The organism is Paraburkholderia diazotrophica (assembly GCF_900108945.1).
GTDB lineage: Bacteria > Pseudomonadota > Gammaproteobacteria > Burkholderiales > Burkholderiaceae > Paraburkholderia > Paraburkholderia diazotrophica.
In genome coordinates this window covers 138,071-154,058 of the sequence record NZ_FNYE01000014.1, presented here as the reverse complement: position 1 = coordinate 154,058, position 15,988 = coordinate 138,071, and the positions used below count along the sequence as shown (strand labels likewise).

Annotated in this window: 11 protein-coding genes; 8 read left to right on the top strand and 3 right to left on the bottom strand. The window is 66.1% G+C overall.

The features are described 5' to 3' along the window. Nucleotides 1-165: 165 nt before the first annotated feature. Nucleotides 166-1,266, top strand: coding sequence for a hypothetical protein (locus BMW76_RS19380; RefSeq protein WP_090868014.1), 1,101 nt, complete (start codon nt 166-168; stop codon nt 1,264-1,266). A gap of 150 nt (nt 1,267-1,416) precedes the next feature. Here the strand turns inward: BMW76_RS19380 and BMW76_RS19375 are convergent, their stop codons facing one another. From BMW76_RS19375 to BMW76_RS19365, 3 genes are all read right to left on the bottom strand, one after another. Continuing rightward, a complete protein-coding gene (locus BMW76_RS19375; RefSeq protein WP_090867907.1) occupies nt 1,417-2,160 on the bottom strand; it encodes a DUF2968 domain-containing protein in 744 nt (247 codons plus the stop codon). A 270-nt stretch (nt 2,161-2,430) separates the two neighbouring features. Then, nucleotides 2,431-3,786 (bottom strand): gamma-glutamyl-gamma-aminobutyrate hydrolase family protein, encoded by a 1,356-nt coding sequence (locus tag BMW76_RS19370; RefSeq protein ID WP_090867905.1) that lies wholly within the window; start codon nt 3,784-3,786, stop codon nt 2,431-2,433. A gap of 192 nt (nt 3,787-3,978) precedes the next feature. Then, a complete protein-coding gene (locus tag BMW76_RS19365; RefSeq protein ID WP_090867903.1) occupies nt 3,979-5,736 on the bottom strand; it encodes a cation:proton antiporter in 1,758 nt (585 codons plus the stop codon). 197 nt (nt 5,737-5,933) lie between these two features. Between BMW76_RS19365 and BMW76_RS19360 the strand changes: the two genes are divergently transcribed. From BMW76_RS19360 to guaD, 7 genes are all read left to right on the top strand, one after another. Continuing rightward, a complete protein-coding gene (locus BMW76_RS19360; RefSeq protein WP_090867901.1) occupies nt 5,934-7,310 on the top strand; it encodes an amidase in 1,377 nt (458 codons plus the stop codon). 108 nt (nt 7,311-7,418) lie between these two features. Next, a complete protein-coding gene (locus tag BMW76_RS19355) occupies nt 7,419-7,925 on the top strand; it encodes a disulfide bond formation protein B (protein WP_090867899.1) in 507 nt (168 codons plus the stop codon). 428 nt (nt 7,926-8,353) lie between these two features. Beyond that, nucleotides 8,354-9,904 carry a xanthine dehydrogenase small subunit gene (xdhA, locus tag BMW76_RS19350; RefSeq protein WP_090868012.1) on the top strand — a complete coding sequence of 517 codons (1,551 nt, stop codon included), beginning with the start codon at nt 8,354-8,356 and terminating at the stop codon, nt 9,902-9,904. After that, nucleotides 9,901-12,330, top strand: a complete 2,430-nt coding sequence (xdhB, locus tag BMW76_RS19345; RefSeq protein ID WP_090867897.1) for a xanthine dehydrogenase molybdopterin binding subunit — start codon at nt 9,901-9,903, stop codon at nt 12,328-12,330. Before xdhA ends, xdhB begins: the two co-directional genes overlap by 4 nt. 101 nt (nt 12,331-12,431) lie before the next feature. Then, nucleotides 12,432-13,442, top strand: a complete 1,011-nt coding sequence (gene xdhC / locus BMW76_RS19340) for a xanthine dehydrogenase accessory protein XdhC (RefSeq protein ID WP_090867895.1) — start codon at nt 12,432-12,434, stop codon at nt 13,440-13,442. Between the two features lie 100 nt (nt 13,443-13,542). After that, the gene (locus BMW76_RS19335; protein ID WP_090867893.1) at nt 13,543-14,583 is read left to right on the top strand and encodes an adenosine deaminase; all 1,041 of its coding nucleotides are present in this window, start codon (nt 13,543-13,545) and stop codon (nt 14,581-14,583) included. Nucleotides 14,584-14,611: 28 nt separating this feature from the next. Then, nucleotides 14,612-15,949, top strand: coding sequence for a guanine deaminase (gene guaD / locus BMW76_RS19330; protein WP_090868010.1), 1,338 nt, complete (start codon nt 14,612-14,614; stop codon nt 15,947-15,949). The last annotated feature ends 39 nt before the right edge of the window (nt 15,950-15,988 follow it).

Sequence of the window (15,988 nt, the reverse complement as noted above, 5' to 3'; positions counted from 1 at the left end):
GCCACCATGCCGCGTCGAAGGCCCCGACGGCCAGCGTAGGCAGGATGCCGGTTCACGCTGATGTTGTCTGCCGCTTCGAGGCTCCTGAAATGCCAACAAAAACGAGGGAACGAGGCGAAGACCGTGTCGACACCACAATTCACTCTCATTGCCGGCGCCATGGCGATGCCGCGCCTCCGCCCTCTCGAGCTGGTCTCGCGCTCCATTGGCTGTGAATGGTCGCTGTTGCCGCCGAACATCAGCCTCCGAAAGGAACTGAAAGTTCTCTATGCGGCGATGATGCGCACGTTCTGCCTGAACGCCGCAGCTATCCGCGCAATGTGCCGATGGGACCCGCAGACGCTACGCCGCCAACCGGCCATCCCGAACGCGCCGACTCCCGCACCCAGCAGCAGCGCCATTCCGCTCGACTTGCGTGATCCGGCGCGCTCGTTCAAGCGCAAGGACCGTCAATGGAACACGATTGCGAGCGGCGCATGCGCGATCAGCGGCGCGGCCCTGATTGCGTGGCTCGTCGCGAGCCAGCAGCGGCAACCGCCGGCGCCGACGCTGGCAGCCGCACCGGACGTGACGCTCAATGCCCGCGCGACGCATATCGGCGATGAACCCGCGACCTCGGAACATCTACGCTCCGGAAACGTCGCGCGATCGACTGAAGCGCCCGGCGCCTGGAATCGCGCTCGCGGCGATCTGAATGCACGCGCGTCTGCGGAAACGGCGCCGCAAGCCGCGGAGAAGCCGGGCGCATCCACCGCCGCGAACGCCCGGCGCTTCGACGCCGGCAATCGTGACGTATCTGAACGCGCATTGCCCGTTGCCAGACGTACTGTCGATACGAACGCAAGCGCGTCGCCCAAGCCCGCCGTCGATCGACTCGCACCAGCCGCGATCCGAACGCATTCGACGAAGCGGGAGCAAGACGCCATCGTCAGTGCAGCCACGCACCGCGCTCAGCATTCGACGATCCGCTCGCTCGATGCCGAGCCGCGCTACGGCTGGCGATCGCAGCTGGACGCACGCCATCACGCGACACACGGCTCGCTGCATCGCACGCGTCCTCAACCGTCGATGGCGGGCGCCTACTCGCCGTTCGCGCCGTCGCCGCGAGCCGACAGCGACTACGCTTCCGTCACGATGTCGGCGGGCATACACGGCATGGCGCCCGCTGCCATCGCGCGTCGACACGTCGATACGGACAGCACCGAGTGGATGAACCATATGTCGCAACGACGCGTCACCGAGATACCCGACCACTTCTCGAAGTAGGACCAGTCAGCAAGCATGCCGGTCAGACAAGACGCAGCACCCGCGCACAAAAAAACACCCGAAAAGCTGAACTCCAGCTTTTCGGGTGTTTTTTCTGGCAAAGCGCGACGCGCAGCGCGGCTTCACGTTGAAGCCCGCTAGCGCAATCCCTCAGCGCCCGCCAGGCAATCCGGCCTCCGCTTGACGCTGCAATTGCAGAACCTGCTGCTGCAACTGGCGTAACTGCGACTGCGCCTTTTCCTTCTCTTCGCGCAACGCGAGCATTTCATCCTGCGTTTGCCGCTGGTAATCCGCGACCTTCGCTTCCTGGGCGCGCGCCACCTGGATGTCCGCCTGCAAACGCTGCGCGCGTGCCTGCGACTCGCTGATCACGCGCTCTATCGACGCGTTCTGCGCCTGCAATTGCGTCGTGCGGATTTCGACTTCGGCAAGCTGCGCCGTCTGCCGCGCAAAGCCCGCATAGATGGCTTCGGCGCGTGCCTGATCGGAGGTCCGGATGACTCGCCAGAAGCGCTTGTTCTGGAACAGCGCGACGTAGTACGTCATGTCCTGCGCGTAGAAGAACATCGATGCGCCGTAGCCGCCGTTGTACGTCGTGCGCATTTCCGTGAGCGCGCCGTCGTGGAGCAGCTGCATCAGATCGGCGACATCGCCCTGCACGCCGCCCGCCCCAATGTCCGCGTCGGAATTCGCTTCGTTGGCCGGCTCGGCGGCGGAGTCCGCATCGCTTTGCGCATTAGACGACGCGCCGGCCTGCGCGATTGTGGCACCGCTCGCGCGAGCGACGTCCGGGTTCGACGCCGCCTTGCCCGCCGCCCACGCGACGCCGCCATGCATGAGCGCGCAAGTAATCGCAAGCAATCCTATACGGCGCAGATCCAACGGGTACTTCATACGTCGATACTCCATGCGTATCCAGAAACAGCCTCGGATTATCGCGCGGATTTTGCCCTTTCTGACGCGCTGCTACAGGACTTTAAATCGAGATAAATGGACAACTAATCAATCTGATGCCCAAACGCAAAACATCGTAAAACACGCGCCCTATTCCTGAATCGCCCCCCCCCGGAATCGAGACGATCGCCGCCACCAGCCGCCGACGCAAAAAAGAAACGCGGGCGCCACATCACGTGTGCGCCCGCGTATCGACGGAAAGACGCGAAATCAGAAGCGCGTTTCGCGTGCGACCCGCAAGAACGTGTCGAGCAACGGCGTGCAATCGAGCAGTTCCGGGCCGCCCGCGCGGTGGAATTCCGGATGCCACTGCACGCCCATCACGAACGGCGCACGCCGGTAGCGCACGGCTTCGATGATGCCGTCCGATGCCGACACCGCTTCGATATTCAGATCGCGTCCCAACTGATTGACCGCCTGATGGTGGATCGAGTTGACGATCGCCTCGCGCCGTCCGGGAAACATATTGACGAGCGTCGAGCCCTCGGGGAAGTGAACCGAGTGACGGTGCTGGTCGTAATGTTCGTTGACGTGGATGCCCGCCGTCGGCACGTCGCTGGCGATGTCCTGATACAGCGTGCCGCCGAACGCGACGTTGATCAGCTGGCAGCCGCGGCACACGCCCAGCACCGGCTTGCCCGACTCGATGAATTCGTGCAGCAGTTCCAGCTCGTACATGTCGCGCACGCGGTCGCCGGGCCACTCGGGCCGCGTGGCGACTTCGGCATAGGTTTGCGGCGACACATCGGCGCCGCCTTGCAGCAGCAGCCCGTCCAGATGCTTCGCGTAGTCGCGCAGACGGATGTTGCTCGGGTGCAGCATGCCTTGATGGCCGACCGTCGGAATCATGAACACGAGCACGTCGCGCGACATCACCCAGTGCGCAATCGATTCTTCCAGGTACTGCAGCGTCTTGCCGCGCAGCCCCTTCGCGCCCGGCTCCGGATGGAAGATTCGCGCCGACACGCCGATACGCAGCGTGCGCTGCGTGATCCTCCGCCCCGCGCGGTCAAACAGCTGACGCGCGCGCGCGGCCATGATCCGTCCGAAGACGGACCACGCCGAATCGCTGCGCTTCAGATACGCCGGCGGTCCCGGCGGAATGGCGGTGGCAGGCGGCGGATTGGCTGCGCTGAAATCCGGTGCCGAGCCGAAACCGGGCGGCGGCGAACCGCTGGGTTTCGCCGACGAGCCGAGCGTGCCGTCCGGCTCGCCGCCGACGGGCGCAGCCGCAGCCGTGCCCGATGCGTCCGCCGTTTCCGCGGAGCTTCCCACCTGCGCCGCTGCCCGCTCCGCGCTCGACACGACCGACTGCACGCGCGCCGCCGCTTCCTGCTGCGCGGTGGCCTCTGCGGCGCTCGCCCTCGCGCGCTCGGCCTCGCTGCGCTGCGGCGCGGGGACGTCCTTGGGCGTCACGTTGGAGGCGCTTTCGGGGGAATCGGTGGAGGCCGCTTCTTTGGCGGGTGTGGGAGTCGGAGCCGGTGCGGATTTCGGCGCGCCGGGCTGGCTCGTCGAAGGCGTGGGGGTGCCGGGTGCGCCGGCGTTATCGGAATTGTTTTCGCTCATGACTGTGGTCCAAACGCGTCCTGGCGCGCGAACGAATAAACATAATTGATTATCCGCCTCGCGCAGTGGGTGGGCAAACCAGCACACATTTCGTCACATCGCGTCACAACATGCAATGTTGTGCGAACGGATACCGCGTCCCCGATGCATCCGCGCAACGCCATCATGCGCCACTTCGACGACGCTCTGCCATCAAGGGTCCGGCTGTTCGTCGAAGGTTTCGCGCAGCGCGATCTGCATCGTCGCGTGAATCCGCACGCACCAACGCCAGAGCACCGCCAGCAGCAGCGCGGCGACCAGCAGCACGGCGACGAGCAGCCCCGTCGGCGGCAGGATCGCGCTCGACAGCGCCGAGACCAGCAGGAACACGCCGAGCATCGAGACGACGGGCACGAGATCCGAAATGGCGTTACGGATCGCGCTCGTAAACCGCCCTGCCTTCGCCGGCTGCACGCTGATTTCGGCGAGCAGCAGCGCGAGCGACTTGGTCTTCCGGTAAACGGCGACGAGAAACGGCATCGACACGACGAGCGCCGCGCTCCACAGCACCACGCGCTGTATTGGCTCCGACGGCAACCATTCTGTGATGAAGCGGCTTCCGTAAGGCGCGCCATACGATGCGCCCAGAAAAATCGCCGCGACGATCGCCAGATTGACCGCGATCTGCAGAATGATCCGCCGCGTGAGGCCGAACACCGTCGGCCCGCCCGAGGCCGGCCGCAGGCTGCCGAGCCACTGTCCGTACATGCCGAACACGTTGGCGATGGTGGGCGGCATCGCGTGGCCCAGGCGCCGCGTGAGGGGATCGGCGGCGCGGATCAGATACGGCGTGAAAAGCGTCGTCAGCGCGGACACGGCGACGGCGATCGGATAGAGAAACGCGCTCGTCACCTTCAGCGTGAGCCCGAGCGACGCGATGATGAACGAGAACTCGCCGATCTGCGACACCGTCATGCCGACGCGCATCGCCGTGCGCCCGTCCTTGCCGGCCAGGAAAGTGCCGAGGCCGCACGACACGATCTTGCCGACGATCACCGCGATCGTGATCACCGCGATCGGCCATGCGTAGTCGACCAGCACGGCGGGGTTCAGCATCAGCCCGATCGTCACGAAGAAGATTGCGGAAAACGTGTCGCGCAGCGGCGCGATCAGATGCTCGATGCGGTGCAGGTGGCGCGACTCGGCCATGATCGCGCCGATCAGGAACGCGCCGAGCGCGATGCTGTAGTCCAGCTTGACGACCAGCAGGCAGAACGCGAAGCAGAAGCCCAGCACGGAGACGAGCAGCATCTCGTCGCTCTGGGATTTCGCGACGTAGTTGAGCGCGCGCGGCACGACGAGAATCCCGACCACCAGCGACACCGTCATGAACAGCAGCAGCTTGCCGAGCGTGACGAGCGCGATGCCCGCGGAAAGTTCGCCCGTCTGCGCGATGCCCGACAGCAGCACGAGCATCGCGATGCCGAGAATGTCCTCGACGATCAGAATGCCGAACACCAGCTGCGCGAAATTCTCGCGCTTCAGGCCGAGGTCGGCGAGCGCCTTGACGATAATCGTCGTCGACGAAATCGCGAGAATCGCGCCGAGAAACAGCGAATCCATCGGGCTCCAGCCGAACGCGCTGCCGATCTCGTAGCCGATCCACAGCATCAGCACGATCTCCGACAGCGCCGCCACGATGGCTGTCGCGCCGACCTTGAGCAGCTTGCGCAGGCTGAATTCGAGCCCCAGCGAGAACATCAGGAACACGACGCCGAGCTCGCCGAGCGTCTTGATCGTCTGTTCGTCGTGGATTAGCTGAAACGGCGGTGTGTACGGCCCGATGATCACACCCGCCGCGATATAGCCGAGCACCACCGGCTGCTTCAGGCGATGGAACAGCACGGTGACGACGCCCGCGAGCGCCATCACGACTGCCAGATCCTGAATGAAGCCGATTCCGTGGTGCATGGCGCCCTTCCTTACAAAAAGTAATACAGAGCGCGATGGTACCGCACGAACGGTGAAAACCCATTGTGGCGAAGCGCGAAGGAGTGCAATCGCGCGCGATTGGCGCGTGTCCCGCATGAGGCGTCACAATACGATTCCCAGCCATCGTCGACCGTATCGGCCGCGCTCACGCCATGACCACTGCCATGCCTACCGCCATGCCTACCGATCTCACGCCCTTCCCGCCGCTCGCCCAGCTTGGCGCCGAGCTCGCCGCCGGCCGCACGACGAGCCGCGCGCTCGTCGAAGCCGCGCTCGAGCGGATCGCCGATCCCGCCGGCCAGGGCTCGACTGTCTTCATGCACGTCGACGCCGACAACGCCCGCGCGACAGCCGATGCACACGACCGCCTGCGCGCCGCCGGCACTGTGCTGTCGCCGCTGGCGGGCATTCCCGTGTCGGTGAAGGACCTGTTCGACATCGAAGGCCAGGTGACGCGCGCCGGCTCGACGGCATTGGCGGGCGCTGCGCCCGCCGCGTCGGATGCGCCCGCTGTCGCGCGGCTCAAACGCGCGGGCGCCGTGATCGTCGGCCGCACGAACATGAGCGAGTTCGCGTTTTCCGGCCTCGGGCTGAATCCGCACTACGGCAATCCGCTGTCGCCGTACCGGCGCGGCGTGAAAGGCGACGAGCGGGTGTCGGGCGGATCGTCGTCGGGCGCGGCCGCGTCGGTGGCGGACGGCATGGCGGCCGTCGCGCTCGGCAGCGACACGGGCGGCTCACTGCGCATCCCCGCCGCGCTGTGCGGCCTGACGGGCTTCAAGCCGACCGCCGACCGCGTGCCGAAGCAAGGCGGCGTGCCGCTCTCGCCGACGCTCGATGCGTTTGGTCCGATCGGCACGACGGTCGCGTGCTGCGCGCTCGTCGACCGGATTCTCGCGGGACTGGAGCCCGTCGTCCCGGCCGCGCGGCCGATCGAAGGCATGCGGCTCGGCGTGCTGAATCACTACGTGACGGACGACATCGAGCCGGAAGTCGCGCAGGCCTACGACGCCGCGCTGAAGCACCTGGAAGCGGCGGGCGCCATCGTCAGCGACGTGCGCTTTGCGCCGCTCGACCGTCTCGCGGAAATCAACCGCTTCGGCTTTTCGCCGATCGAGGCGTATGCGTGGCACAGGCCGTTGCTCGAGGCGCATCGCGGCGACTACGATCCGCGCGTGCTCGTGCGCATCCTGAAGGGCGAGCCGGCGACGGCCGCCGACTATCTCGACCTGCTCGCGGAACGCGCCGCCGTGCTCGCCGAGGCGCGCACGATGTGGCAGCGCTTCGATGCCATCGTCGCGCCGACGACGCCCATCATGCCGCCGCGCGTCGCCGGACTCGTCGATGATGACGACGCGTTTTTCCGCGCCAACGGTCTGGTGCTGCGCAATCCGAGCGCGTTCAATTTCCTTGATGCGTGCGCGTTGTCGCTGCCCTGCCATCCGCGCGGCGATGCGCCCGTCGGGCTGATGCTGGCCGCCGCGCCGCACGCGGACGATGCGCTGCTGGGAATAGGACGGGCCGTCGAAGCGGTATTGAACACGATCCGCTGACGGCTGCTCGCGACGGCTCATCGCAAAGTTTTTGCCCACCGGCAAGCGCCACGGCCTTCGGCTAGAATCGCGCGACGCCTGTTCGGAATCTCAACCGCTATAAGGATTATGGTCAACGATAACGTCACGCTGCGCCGCGAGCGCAATCTCCTCGTTCTGCTCGGGCTCGTCTGCGTCGCGCTCGTCGGCGGGGCGCTTTACCTCCAGTTCGTCGAGCATCAAGACCCTTGTCCGCTGTGCATCATCCAGCGGTATTTCTATCTGCTGATCGCCGTGTTCGCTTTTATCGGCGCAACGATGCGCGGATGGCGCGGCGTGCGTGCGCTCGAAGTGCTGGCGCTGCTCTCCGCGCTCGGGGGCTTGTCGACGGCCGTGCGGCATGTGTATGTGCAGTCGCACCCGAACTTCAGCTGCGGGTTCGATGCGCTGCAGCCGATCGTCGACGGACTGCCTCCCGCGCATTGGCTGCCGAGTCTGTTCAAGGTCGCCGGGCTGTGCGAGACGCTCTATCCGCCGATTCTTGGTCTCTCGCTGCCGCAATGGTCGCTGGTTGGGTTTGTCGTCGCGTTTCTGGCGCTCGCCATAAGCCTGTGGCGGAACCGGCGGGCACGCTGATTCCGCTGGACTGCGCCGGGAAAGCCTTTCCGGCGCAACGCGCTCCCTTGCTGATCCGCCGCGCGGGGCCGTCCGCGTTGCCGTTGCTCCCAGCGGCGCGACGGCCCGGCTCCGGCTTCAGCTTCGGCGTAAACACCTGGCCAGCCGCGAGCGCATCGCCTGATCCCCTGTCCGCCGCTCGCGAAACGCGCAAAGCCGCACGCCATAAGGCTTCGCGCCCTTTTTCAGTGCGCCCGAGCTCCGCTCGCGGCCACCAACCTGCGCCCCTCATGACCGCTCCCGAATAACCCCCATTCGCGCCGGGAAATATTTTTGGGACAAAGTGGTGTTATGTTCGGTCATGGATGGCGATCTACGTGCGCGAGGCCCGCTGCGGCGCGACCCCATGCGTAACGCGCGCCTGGTCCGCAATGTCTTCAGGATTCGCCGTGACAACGCAAACCATCCGTTTCTATCACCAGGGGACCGTCCACGAAGTTGCCGACGTCCCCGCCTCGCGCACCGTGCTCCAGCATCTGCGCGACGACCTGCATTGCACGGGAACCAAGGAAGGCTGCGCGGAAGGCGATTGCGGCGCTTGCACCGTCGTCGTCGGTGAAGCCGATGCGCACGGCGAGCTTTCGCTCAAGGCCGTCAACGCGTGCATCCAGTTTCTTCCCACGCTCGACGGCCGTGCACTCTTCACCGTCGAAGACCTGCGCTCCGCGAACGGCGCGCTGCACCCTGTCCAGCAGGCGATGGTCGATTGCCACGGCTCGCAGTGCGGGTTCTGCACGCCCGGCTTCGTGATGTCGATGTGGGCGCTGTATGAAAACCAGCCCGTGGGCGCGGGCCTGCCCACCCGCGACGAGATCAACACTGCGCTTTCCGGCAATCTATGCCGCTGCACCGGCTACCGGCCGATCGTCGAAGCGGCGCAGAAGATGTTCGACGAGCAGCAGTACCCGCGCGTCGCGCTTGACCGCGCCGCTGTCGTCAACGCGCTTCGTTCGATCCAGCGCGAAGCGACGTTCGAATACACCGCGCCCGACACGCGCGGCGCTTCGTTCGGCTCGCCGACCTTCTACGCCCCCGTCACGCTCGACGGCTTCGCCACGCTGCGCGCGCGGCATCCGCACGCACGGCTGCTCGCAGGCAGCACCGACGTCGGCCTGTGGGTCACGAAGCAGTTCCGCGACCTGGGCGACATCCTCTACATCGGCAACGTCGCCGAACTGAAGACGATCGAGCGCGATGCGCAGACGCTGACGATCGGCGCAGCCGCATCCCTCGAAGACGCCTATGCCGCGTTGACGGCCGACTACCCCGAGCTCGCCGAACTGTGGACACGCTTCGCGTCGCTGCCGATCCGCAATGCGGGCACGCTCGGCGGCAATGTCGCGAACGGTTCGCCCATCGGCGACTCGATGCCGGCGCTGATCGCGCTCAACGCGCTCGTCGTGCTGCAGCGCGAGCAAAAGACGCGCACGCTGCCGCTCGATGCGTTCTACGTCGGCTATCAGAAGACGGCACTGGAGCCGGGCGAATTCGTCGCCGCGATCCGCGTGCCGCGTCCCGCACCGGATCTGCGCTTTCGGACCTACAAGGTCTCGAAGCGCTACGATCAGGACATCTCGGCCGTGTGCGCCGCGTTCGCCCTGCGCATCGTCGAGGACGGCACGATCGCCGATGCGCGCGTCGCATTCGGCGGAATGGCTGCCACGCCGAAGCGTGCGCCGCATGCCGAAGCCGCGCTCAACGGCGCGCCGTGGGACGAAGCGACGGCACAACGCGCGATGGACGCGCTCGCCGCCGACTATCAGCCGCTCACCGACATGCGTGCGTCGGCCGCGTACCGGCTGAAGATCGCGTGCAATCTGCTATGGCGCTTCCATCTGGAAACGCGCGACGCCGCCCCGCTCGCGCTCCGCGACGTCAACGCATTCGCATTCGATGCAGGCGCGAGTCAGGCCGCGCCCGCGCAGGAGCCGACGTCATGAACAAGCAGACGGATGCCTTCATCCATCAGGCCGCGTCATCCGAAGATCAGACGACGCAAGCGGCGATCGGCGTGCCGTTGCCGCATGAATCGGCGGCGCTGCACGTGAGCGGCGAAGCGACCTACACCGATGACATCCCCGAGCTTCAACAGACGCTGCACGCGGCGCTCGGCCTGTCGCGGCACGCGCATGCGCGCATCGTGTCGCTCGATCTCGATGCGGTGCGCGCGGCGCCAGGCGTCGTCGCCGTGCTGACGGCCGACGACATCCCCGGCGAGAACAACTGCGGCCCCGTGCTGCACGACGATCCGATTCTCGCGGACGGCGAAGTGCTGTATCTCGGGCAGCCCGTCTTTATCGTCGTCGCGCAGAGCCATGAACTCGCGCGGCGCGCGGCGGCGCTTGCGAAGAGCGACGACGTCGTGCGCTACGAGCCGCTCGAAGCCGTGCTCACCGCCACCGAAGCGAAAGCGAAGAAGCAGTACGTGCTGCCGCCGTTGCATCTGAAGCGCGGCGCGCCCGCCGAAAAAATCGCCGGCGCGCCGCACCGGATCGCGGGCACGTATGAAGTCGGCGGGCAGGAGCAGTTCTATCTGGAAGGCCAGGTCGCGTATGCCGTGCCGAAGGAAATGGACGGCATGCTCGTCTATAGCTCGACGCAGCATCCGAGCGAGATGCAGCACGTCGTCGCGCATATGCTCGGCTGGCCGACGCATAACGTCGTGTGCGAATGCCGTCGGATGGGCGGCGGCTTCGGCGGCAAGGAATCGCAATCGGCGCTGTTTGCGTGCGCGGCGTCGCTCGCCGCGCATCGGTTGCGCCGCCCGATCAAGCTGCGCGCCGATCGCGACGACGACTTCATGATCACCGGCAAGCGTCACGATGCCGTCTACGAGTACGAAGCCGGCTTCGACGACGACGGCCGCATTCTCGGCGCGCGCGTCGAGATCGCGCTGCGCGCGGGCTTTTCGGCGGACCTCTCCGGCGCTGTCGCGACACGCGCCGTCTGCCACTTCGACAACGCGTATTACCTGTCGGACGTCGAGATCGTCGCGCTGCCGTGCAAGACGAACACGCAGTCGAACACCGCGTTTCGCGGCTTCGGCGGGCCACAGGGCGCGCTCGTGATGGAAGTGATGATGGACGGCATCGCGCGCGAACTGAAGCGCGATCCGCTGGACGTGCGCCGCGCGAATTTCTACGGCATCGGCGAGCGCAACGTCACGCCGTATGGACAGACCGTCGAAGACAACATCATCGCGCCGCTGACGGATGACCTCATCGAATCGAGCGACTATCACGCGAGGCGCGACGCGATCGCCGCATTCAACGCGACGAGTCCTGTTCTCAAGCGCGGCATCGCCTATACGCCCGTGAAGTTCGGCATCTCGTTCAACGTGCCGTTTCTGAATCAGGCGGGCGCGCTCGTGCACGTCTACAAGGACGGCTCGGTGCTCGTGAATCACGGCGGCACCGAAATGGGCCAGGGCCTCAACACGAAGGTTGCGCAAGTCGTCGCGAACGAATTCGGCCTGCCGCTTACGCGCGTGCGCGTGACGGCCGCCGATACATCGAAAGTGGCGAACACGTCGGCGACGGCTGCATCGACGGGCAGCGACCTGAACGGCAAGGCCGCCGAAGCCGCCGCGCGCACGATCCGCGAAAGGCTTGCCGCGCTGGCCGCGAAAGAACTCGGCGGCGGCGCGGAAGACGTGACGTTCGCGAACGGCGCAGTGCACGCGAATGGCGCATCGATGCCGTTCGCGCAACTGGTCGGCGCGGCGTATCTCGCGCGCGTGCAGTTGTGGTCCGATGGCTTCTATGCGACGCCCAAAGTTCACTGGGACGCGAAGACGCTGACGGGCCATCCGTTCTACTACTTCGCGTATGGCGCGGCCGTCTCCGAAGTCGTGATCGACACGCTGACGGGCGAGTGGAAGCTCGTGCGCGTCGACGCGTTGCACGACGCCGGCCAGTCGATCAACCCGGGCATCGATCTCGGCCAGGTCGAAGGCGCATTCATTCAGGGCATGGGCTGGCTCACGACGGAAGAGCTCTGGTGGAATCGCGATGGCCGCCTGATGACACATGCGCCTTCGACGTACAAGATTCCCGCCGTCAGCGATACGCCTGCCGCGTTCAACGTGAAGCTGTATCGCAACGTGAACGCCGAGCCGACCGTGTTCCGCTCGAAGGCCGTCGGCGAGCCGCCGCTGCTGCTGCCGTTCTCGGTGTTTCTCGCGATCCGCGATGCCGTCGCCGCGACGGCGCCCGATGCCGCGCATGCGCCCGCGTTGCGCGCGCCCGCGACGCCCGAAGCGATTCTCGATGCAATCGACGCGCTGAAGCCCGCCGCAACGATTGCCACGACGGCCAGTCCAAAATCACCAGAGACTGCGCCCGCCGGCGCGGGCACGACGGCCTAGCGAATGCGCCGAAATAAAGTGCCGCGCGACACGACCGCGAGGCGCACGAGATCAACCGGCTGCGCGGCCATCCCGCGCGGCCTCGCATGGAGAACTGCCGGATGCACGCCTGGCTCACCGATCTGCAACAACTGCTCGCGCACGGCGACGCCGTCGTGCTCGTGACGGTCGCCCGCGCCGAAGGCTCGGCGCCGCGCGACGCCGGCACGAAGATGATCGTCACGCGTGACTCGGCGCGTCACACGATCGGCGGCGGACACCTCGAATGGAAAGCGATCGAAGGCGCGCGCCAGGTGCTGCGCGACGGCATGCGCACGCCGAACATGCGGCGGCTCGAGCGTTTCGCGCTCGGCCCGAGCCTCGGCCAGTGCTGCGGCGGTGCCGTCGTGCTCGCATTCGAGCGGCTCGATATCGGTGACCTGGGCTGGGTCACGTCGCTGGCGAAGCGCGTCGCGGCGGGCCAATCGGTGGTGCGTAGCGTATCATTCGGGCCCGCGCCCGATGCCGTGATGCTGTCCGATCCGGAGCCGGGCGTCGAAAGCGCCGATTGCCTGCTGTGGGACGGCGCGGGTTTCGACGACAGCAGCGCGCTGCTCACCGAAACCATCGCGCCGCGCGATTTCCCCGTCGTGCTGTTCGGCGCAGGGCACGTGGGCGCGGCGCTCGTGCGCGTGCTCGCGACGCTGCCCTGCCATGTGCGCTGGGTCGACGAACGCGACGCGCAGTTCCCGCCGCCCGACACGCTAGGTGCGCCGAACGTGACCATCGACGCGAACGACGCGCCCGACGAAGCCGTCGACAAGGCCGCGCCCAACACGTACTTCATCGTGATGACGCACAACCATGCACGCGACCTCGATCTCGCCGAGCGCATCCTGCGGCGCGGCGACTTCGCGTTCTTCGGCATGATCGGCTCGCACACGAAGCGCAAGCAGTTCGAGCACCGGCTCGCCGCGCGCGGCTTCGACCCTGCGCTCGTCGCGCGAATGAAGTGCCCGCTCGGCGTGGACGGCATCATCGACAAGTCGCCGGAAATCATCGCAATTTCAGCGGCGGCGCAACTGCTGCAAGCCGTCGAGGCCAACGCGACGCGCGCGGCGCAGACGGCCTGAACACGACGAGCGCGGCAATCACCGGACACATCCTGGGGGACGCCTGACCAGCCATCGGGCGCTGCAGCTTTTCATCGATAACTCGAATCATTGACCGACCATGACGACAACCACACTTTCTCCGCTGGCGCAAAAGACGAAGGACGCGCCGAAGGCCGAGCTGCACATTCATATCGAAGGCTCGCTCGAACCGGAGCTGATCTTCAGGCTCGCCGAACGCAACGGCGTGAAGCTCGCGTACGACTCGATCGAAGCGCTGCGCGCCGCGTATGCGTTCACCGATCTGCAATCGTTTCTCGACATCTACTATGCGGGCGCAAGCGTGCTGCTGAAGGAAGAGGACTTCTACGACATGACGATGGCCTACGTCGAGCGCGCGCTCGCGGACAACGTCGTGCACACGGAAATCTTCTTCGATCCGCAGACGCACACCGAGCGCGGCGTGCCGATTGCGACCGTCGTCGCGGGCATCGAGCGCGCGCTCGCCGAAGCCGAACAGCGCGGCCTCACGAGCAAGCTGATCCTGTGCTTCCTGCGCCATCTGTCCGAAGACGATGCGCTCGCGACGTTCGATGCCGCGCTGCCCCTGTTCGATCAGTACGCGCACAGGCTGATCGGCGTCGGTCTCGATTCGTCGGAGCGCGGCCATCCGCCGTCGAAGTTCGAGCGCGTGTTCGCGAAGGCCCGCGCCAAAGGGCTGAAGCTCGTCGCGCATGCGGGCGAAGAAGGCCCGCCGTCGTACATCTACGAAGCACTCGATCTGCTCAAGGTAGACCGCGTCGATCACGGCGTGCGCAGCATCGAAGACCCGGCGCTCGTCACGCGCCTGGCCGACACGCGCGTCGCATTGACGGTATGCCCGCTATCGAACCTGAAGCTGTGCGTATTCGACGACCTGACCAAACACACGCTGAAGGCGCTGCTCGATGAGGGCGTCGCCGTCACCGTGAATTCCGACGATCCCGCCTACTTCGGCGGCTACGTCAACGAGAACTACCTCGCGACGATCGAAGCCCTCAGGCTCGGCGACGATGAGGTGTACACGATCATCCGCAACGGCTTCGAGGCGTCGTTCGTGACGCCCGCGGAGCGCGACGCGATGATCGACAGACTCGATGCGCACTGGCGCGCATCAGCATGATTCATACAGTTCGGAGACGGTTTCACTCATGACTCAAACGGCTTATCGCGCGCAACTGCTGACGTTCAACGGCGATCCTGCGCAATCGTCCAACGCGGCCATCTTCGACGAAGACGGGCTTCTGATCGTCGAAGACGGACATGTCGTCGCGGCGGGTGCGCATGCGTCCGTTGCGTCGCAACTCGCGCCCGGAACGCAAGTGGTCGAGATGCGCGACAAGCTGATCGTCCCCGGTTTCATCGATACGCACATCCACTTCCCGCAGACGGACATGATCGCGTCGCCGGCGCCGGGGCTGTTGCCGTGGCTCGACACGTACACGTTTCCGACCGAGCGCGGCTTCAGCGATCCCGCCGTTGCGCAGGACACGGCGCGCTTTTTCATCGACGAACTGCTCGCGTGCGGCACGACGACGGCGCTCGTCTACTGCACCGTGCACAAGCAGTCGGCCGACGCGCTCTTTACGGAAGCGCAAGCACGCAATGTGCGGATGATAGGCGGCAAGGTGCTGATGGACCGCAACTGTCCGGAGTTCCTGCGCGACACCGCGCAATCGGGCTACGACGACAGCGCCGAATTGATCGCGCGCTGGCACAACCACGGGCGTCAGATGTACGCGCTGACGCCGCGCTTCGCGCCGACGTCGACGCAAGCGCAACTCGAAGCGACAGGCGCGCTCGCGAAGCTGCATCCCGATGTGTTCATCCAGAGCCACGTCGCGGAGAATCACGACGAAGTGAAGTGGGTCGCGAGCCTCTTCCCCGGTCATCGCAGCTACCTCGATGTGTACGATCACTACGGCCTGCTGCGCCCGCGTGCCGTCTATGGACACTGCATTCATCTCGATGCCGAAGACCGCCGCCGGATGGCCGAGACGCGCACGGTCGCATCGCACTGCCCGACGTCGAATCTGTTCCTCGGCAGCGGCCTGTTCGATTTCGACAAAGCAGCCGAATCGCGGATGCCCATTGCGCTTGCAACGGACGTCGGCGGCGGCACGTCGTTCTCGATGCTGCAGACAATGAACGAAGCGCACAAGGTCGCGCGCCTGGGCGGCCATCATCTGACGGCGACGCGCATGTTCTGGCTCGCGACGGCGGGCGCGGCGGAAGCGCTCCACCTCGGCGACACTATTGGCACGCTCAAGCCGAAGTCGGAAGCGGACTTCATCGTGCTCGACCCGAAGGCGACGCCGCTGCTCGCGCGACGCACGGCGCGCACGGAAACGCTCGAAGAACTGCTGTTCGCGTTCGCGCTGCTGGGCGACGATCGCGCGGTGTACGAGACCTATGCGGCGGGCCAGCGCGTGCATCGGCGCGACGACGCACGCCAGCACGCGGCGGGGAAGGCGCGCATCGCGGCATGACGGTTTTCAGCGAGCCATATCGCTGAAGTGCGCTGAAGT

Bases quoted from the DNA above. Each gene is read 5' to 3' on its own strand.
- BMW76_RS19375 (WP_090867907.1), bottom strand. From the start codon at position 2,160: ATGAAGTACCCGTTGGATCTGCGCCGTATAGGATTGCTTGCGATTACT.
- guaD (WP_090868010.1), top strand. From the start codon at position 14,612: ATGACTCAAACGGCTTATCGCGCGCAACTGCTGACGTTCAACGGCGAT.
- BMW76_RS19355 (WP_090867899.1), top strand. From the start codon at position 7,419: ATGGTCAACGATAACGTCACGCTGCGCCGCGAGCGCAATCTCCTCGTT.
- xdhB (WP_090867897.1), top strand. From the start codon at position 9,901: ATGAACAAGCAGACGGATGCCTTCATCCATCAGGCCGCGTCATCCGAA.
- BMW76_RS19365 (WP_090867903.1), bottom strand. From the start codon at position 5,736: ATGCACCACGGAATCGGCTTCATTCAGGATCTGGCAGTCGTGATGGCG.
- BMW76_RS19370 (WP_090867905.1), bottom strand. From the start codon at position 3,786: ATGAGCGAAAACAATTCCGATAACGCCGGCGCACCCGGCACCCCCACG.
- xdhC (WP_090867895.1), top strand. From the start codon at position 12,432: ATGCACGCCTGGCTCACCGATCTGCAACAACTGCTCGCGCACGGCGAC.
- BMW76_RS19335 (WP_090867893.1), top strand. From the start codon at position 13,543: ATGACGACAACCACACTTTCTCCGCTGGCGCAAAAGACGAAGGACGCG.
- BMW76_RS19380 (WP_090868014.1), top strand. From the start codon at position 166: ATGCCGCGCCTCCGCCCTCTCGAGCTGGTCTCGCGCTCCATTGGCTGT.
- BMW76_RS19360 (WP_090867901.1), top strand. From the start codon at position 5,934: ATGCCTACCGATCTCACGCCCTTCCCGCCGCTCGCCCAGCTTGGCGCC.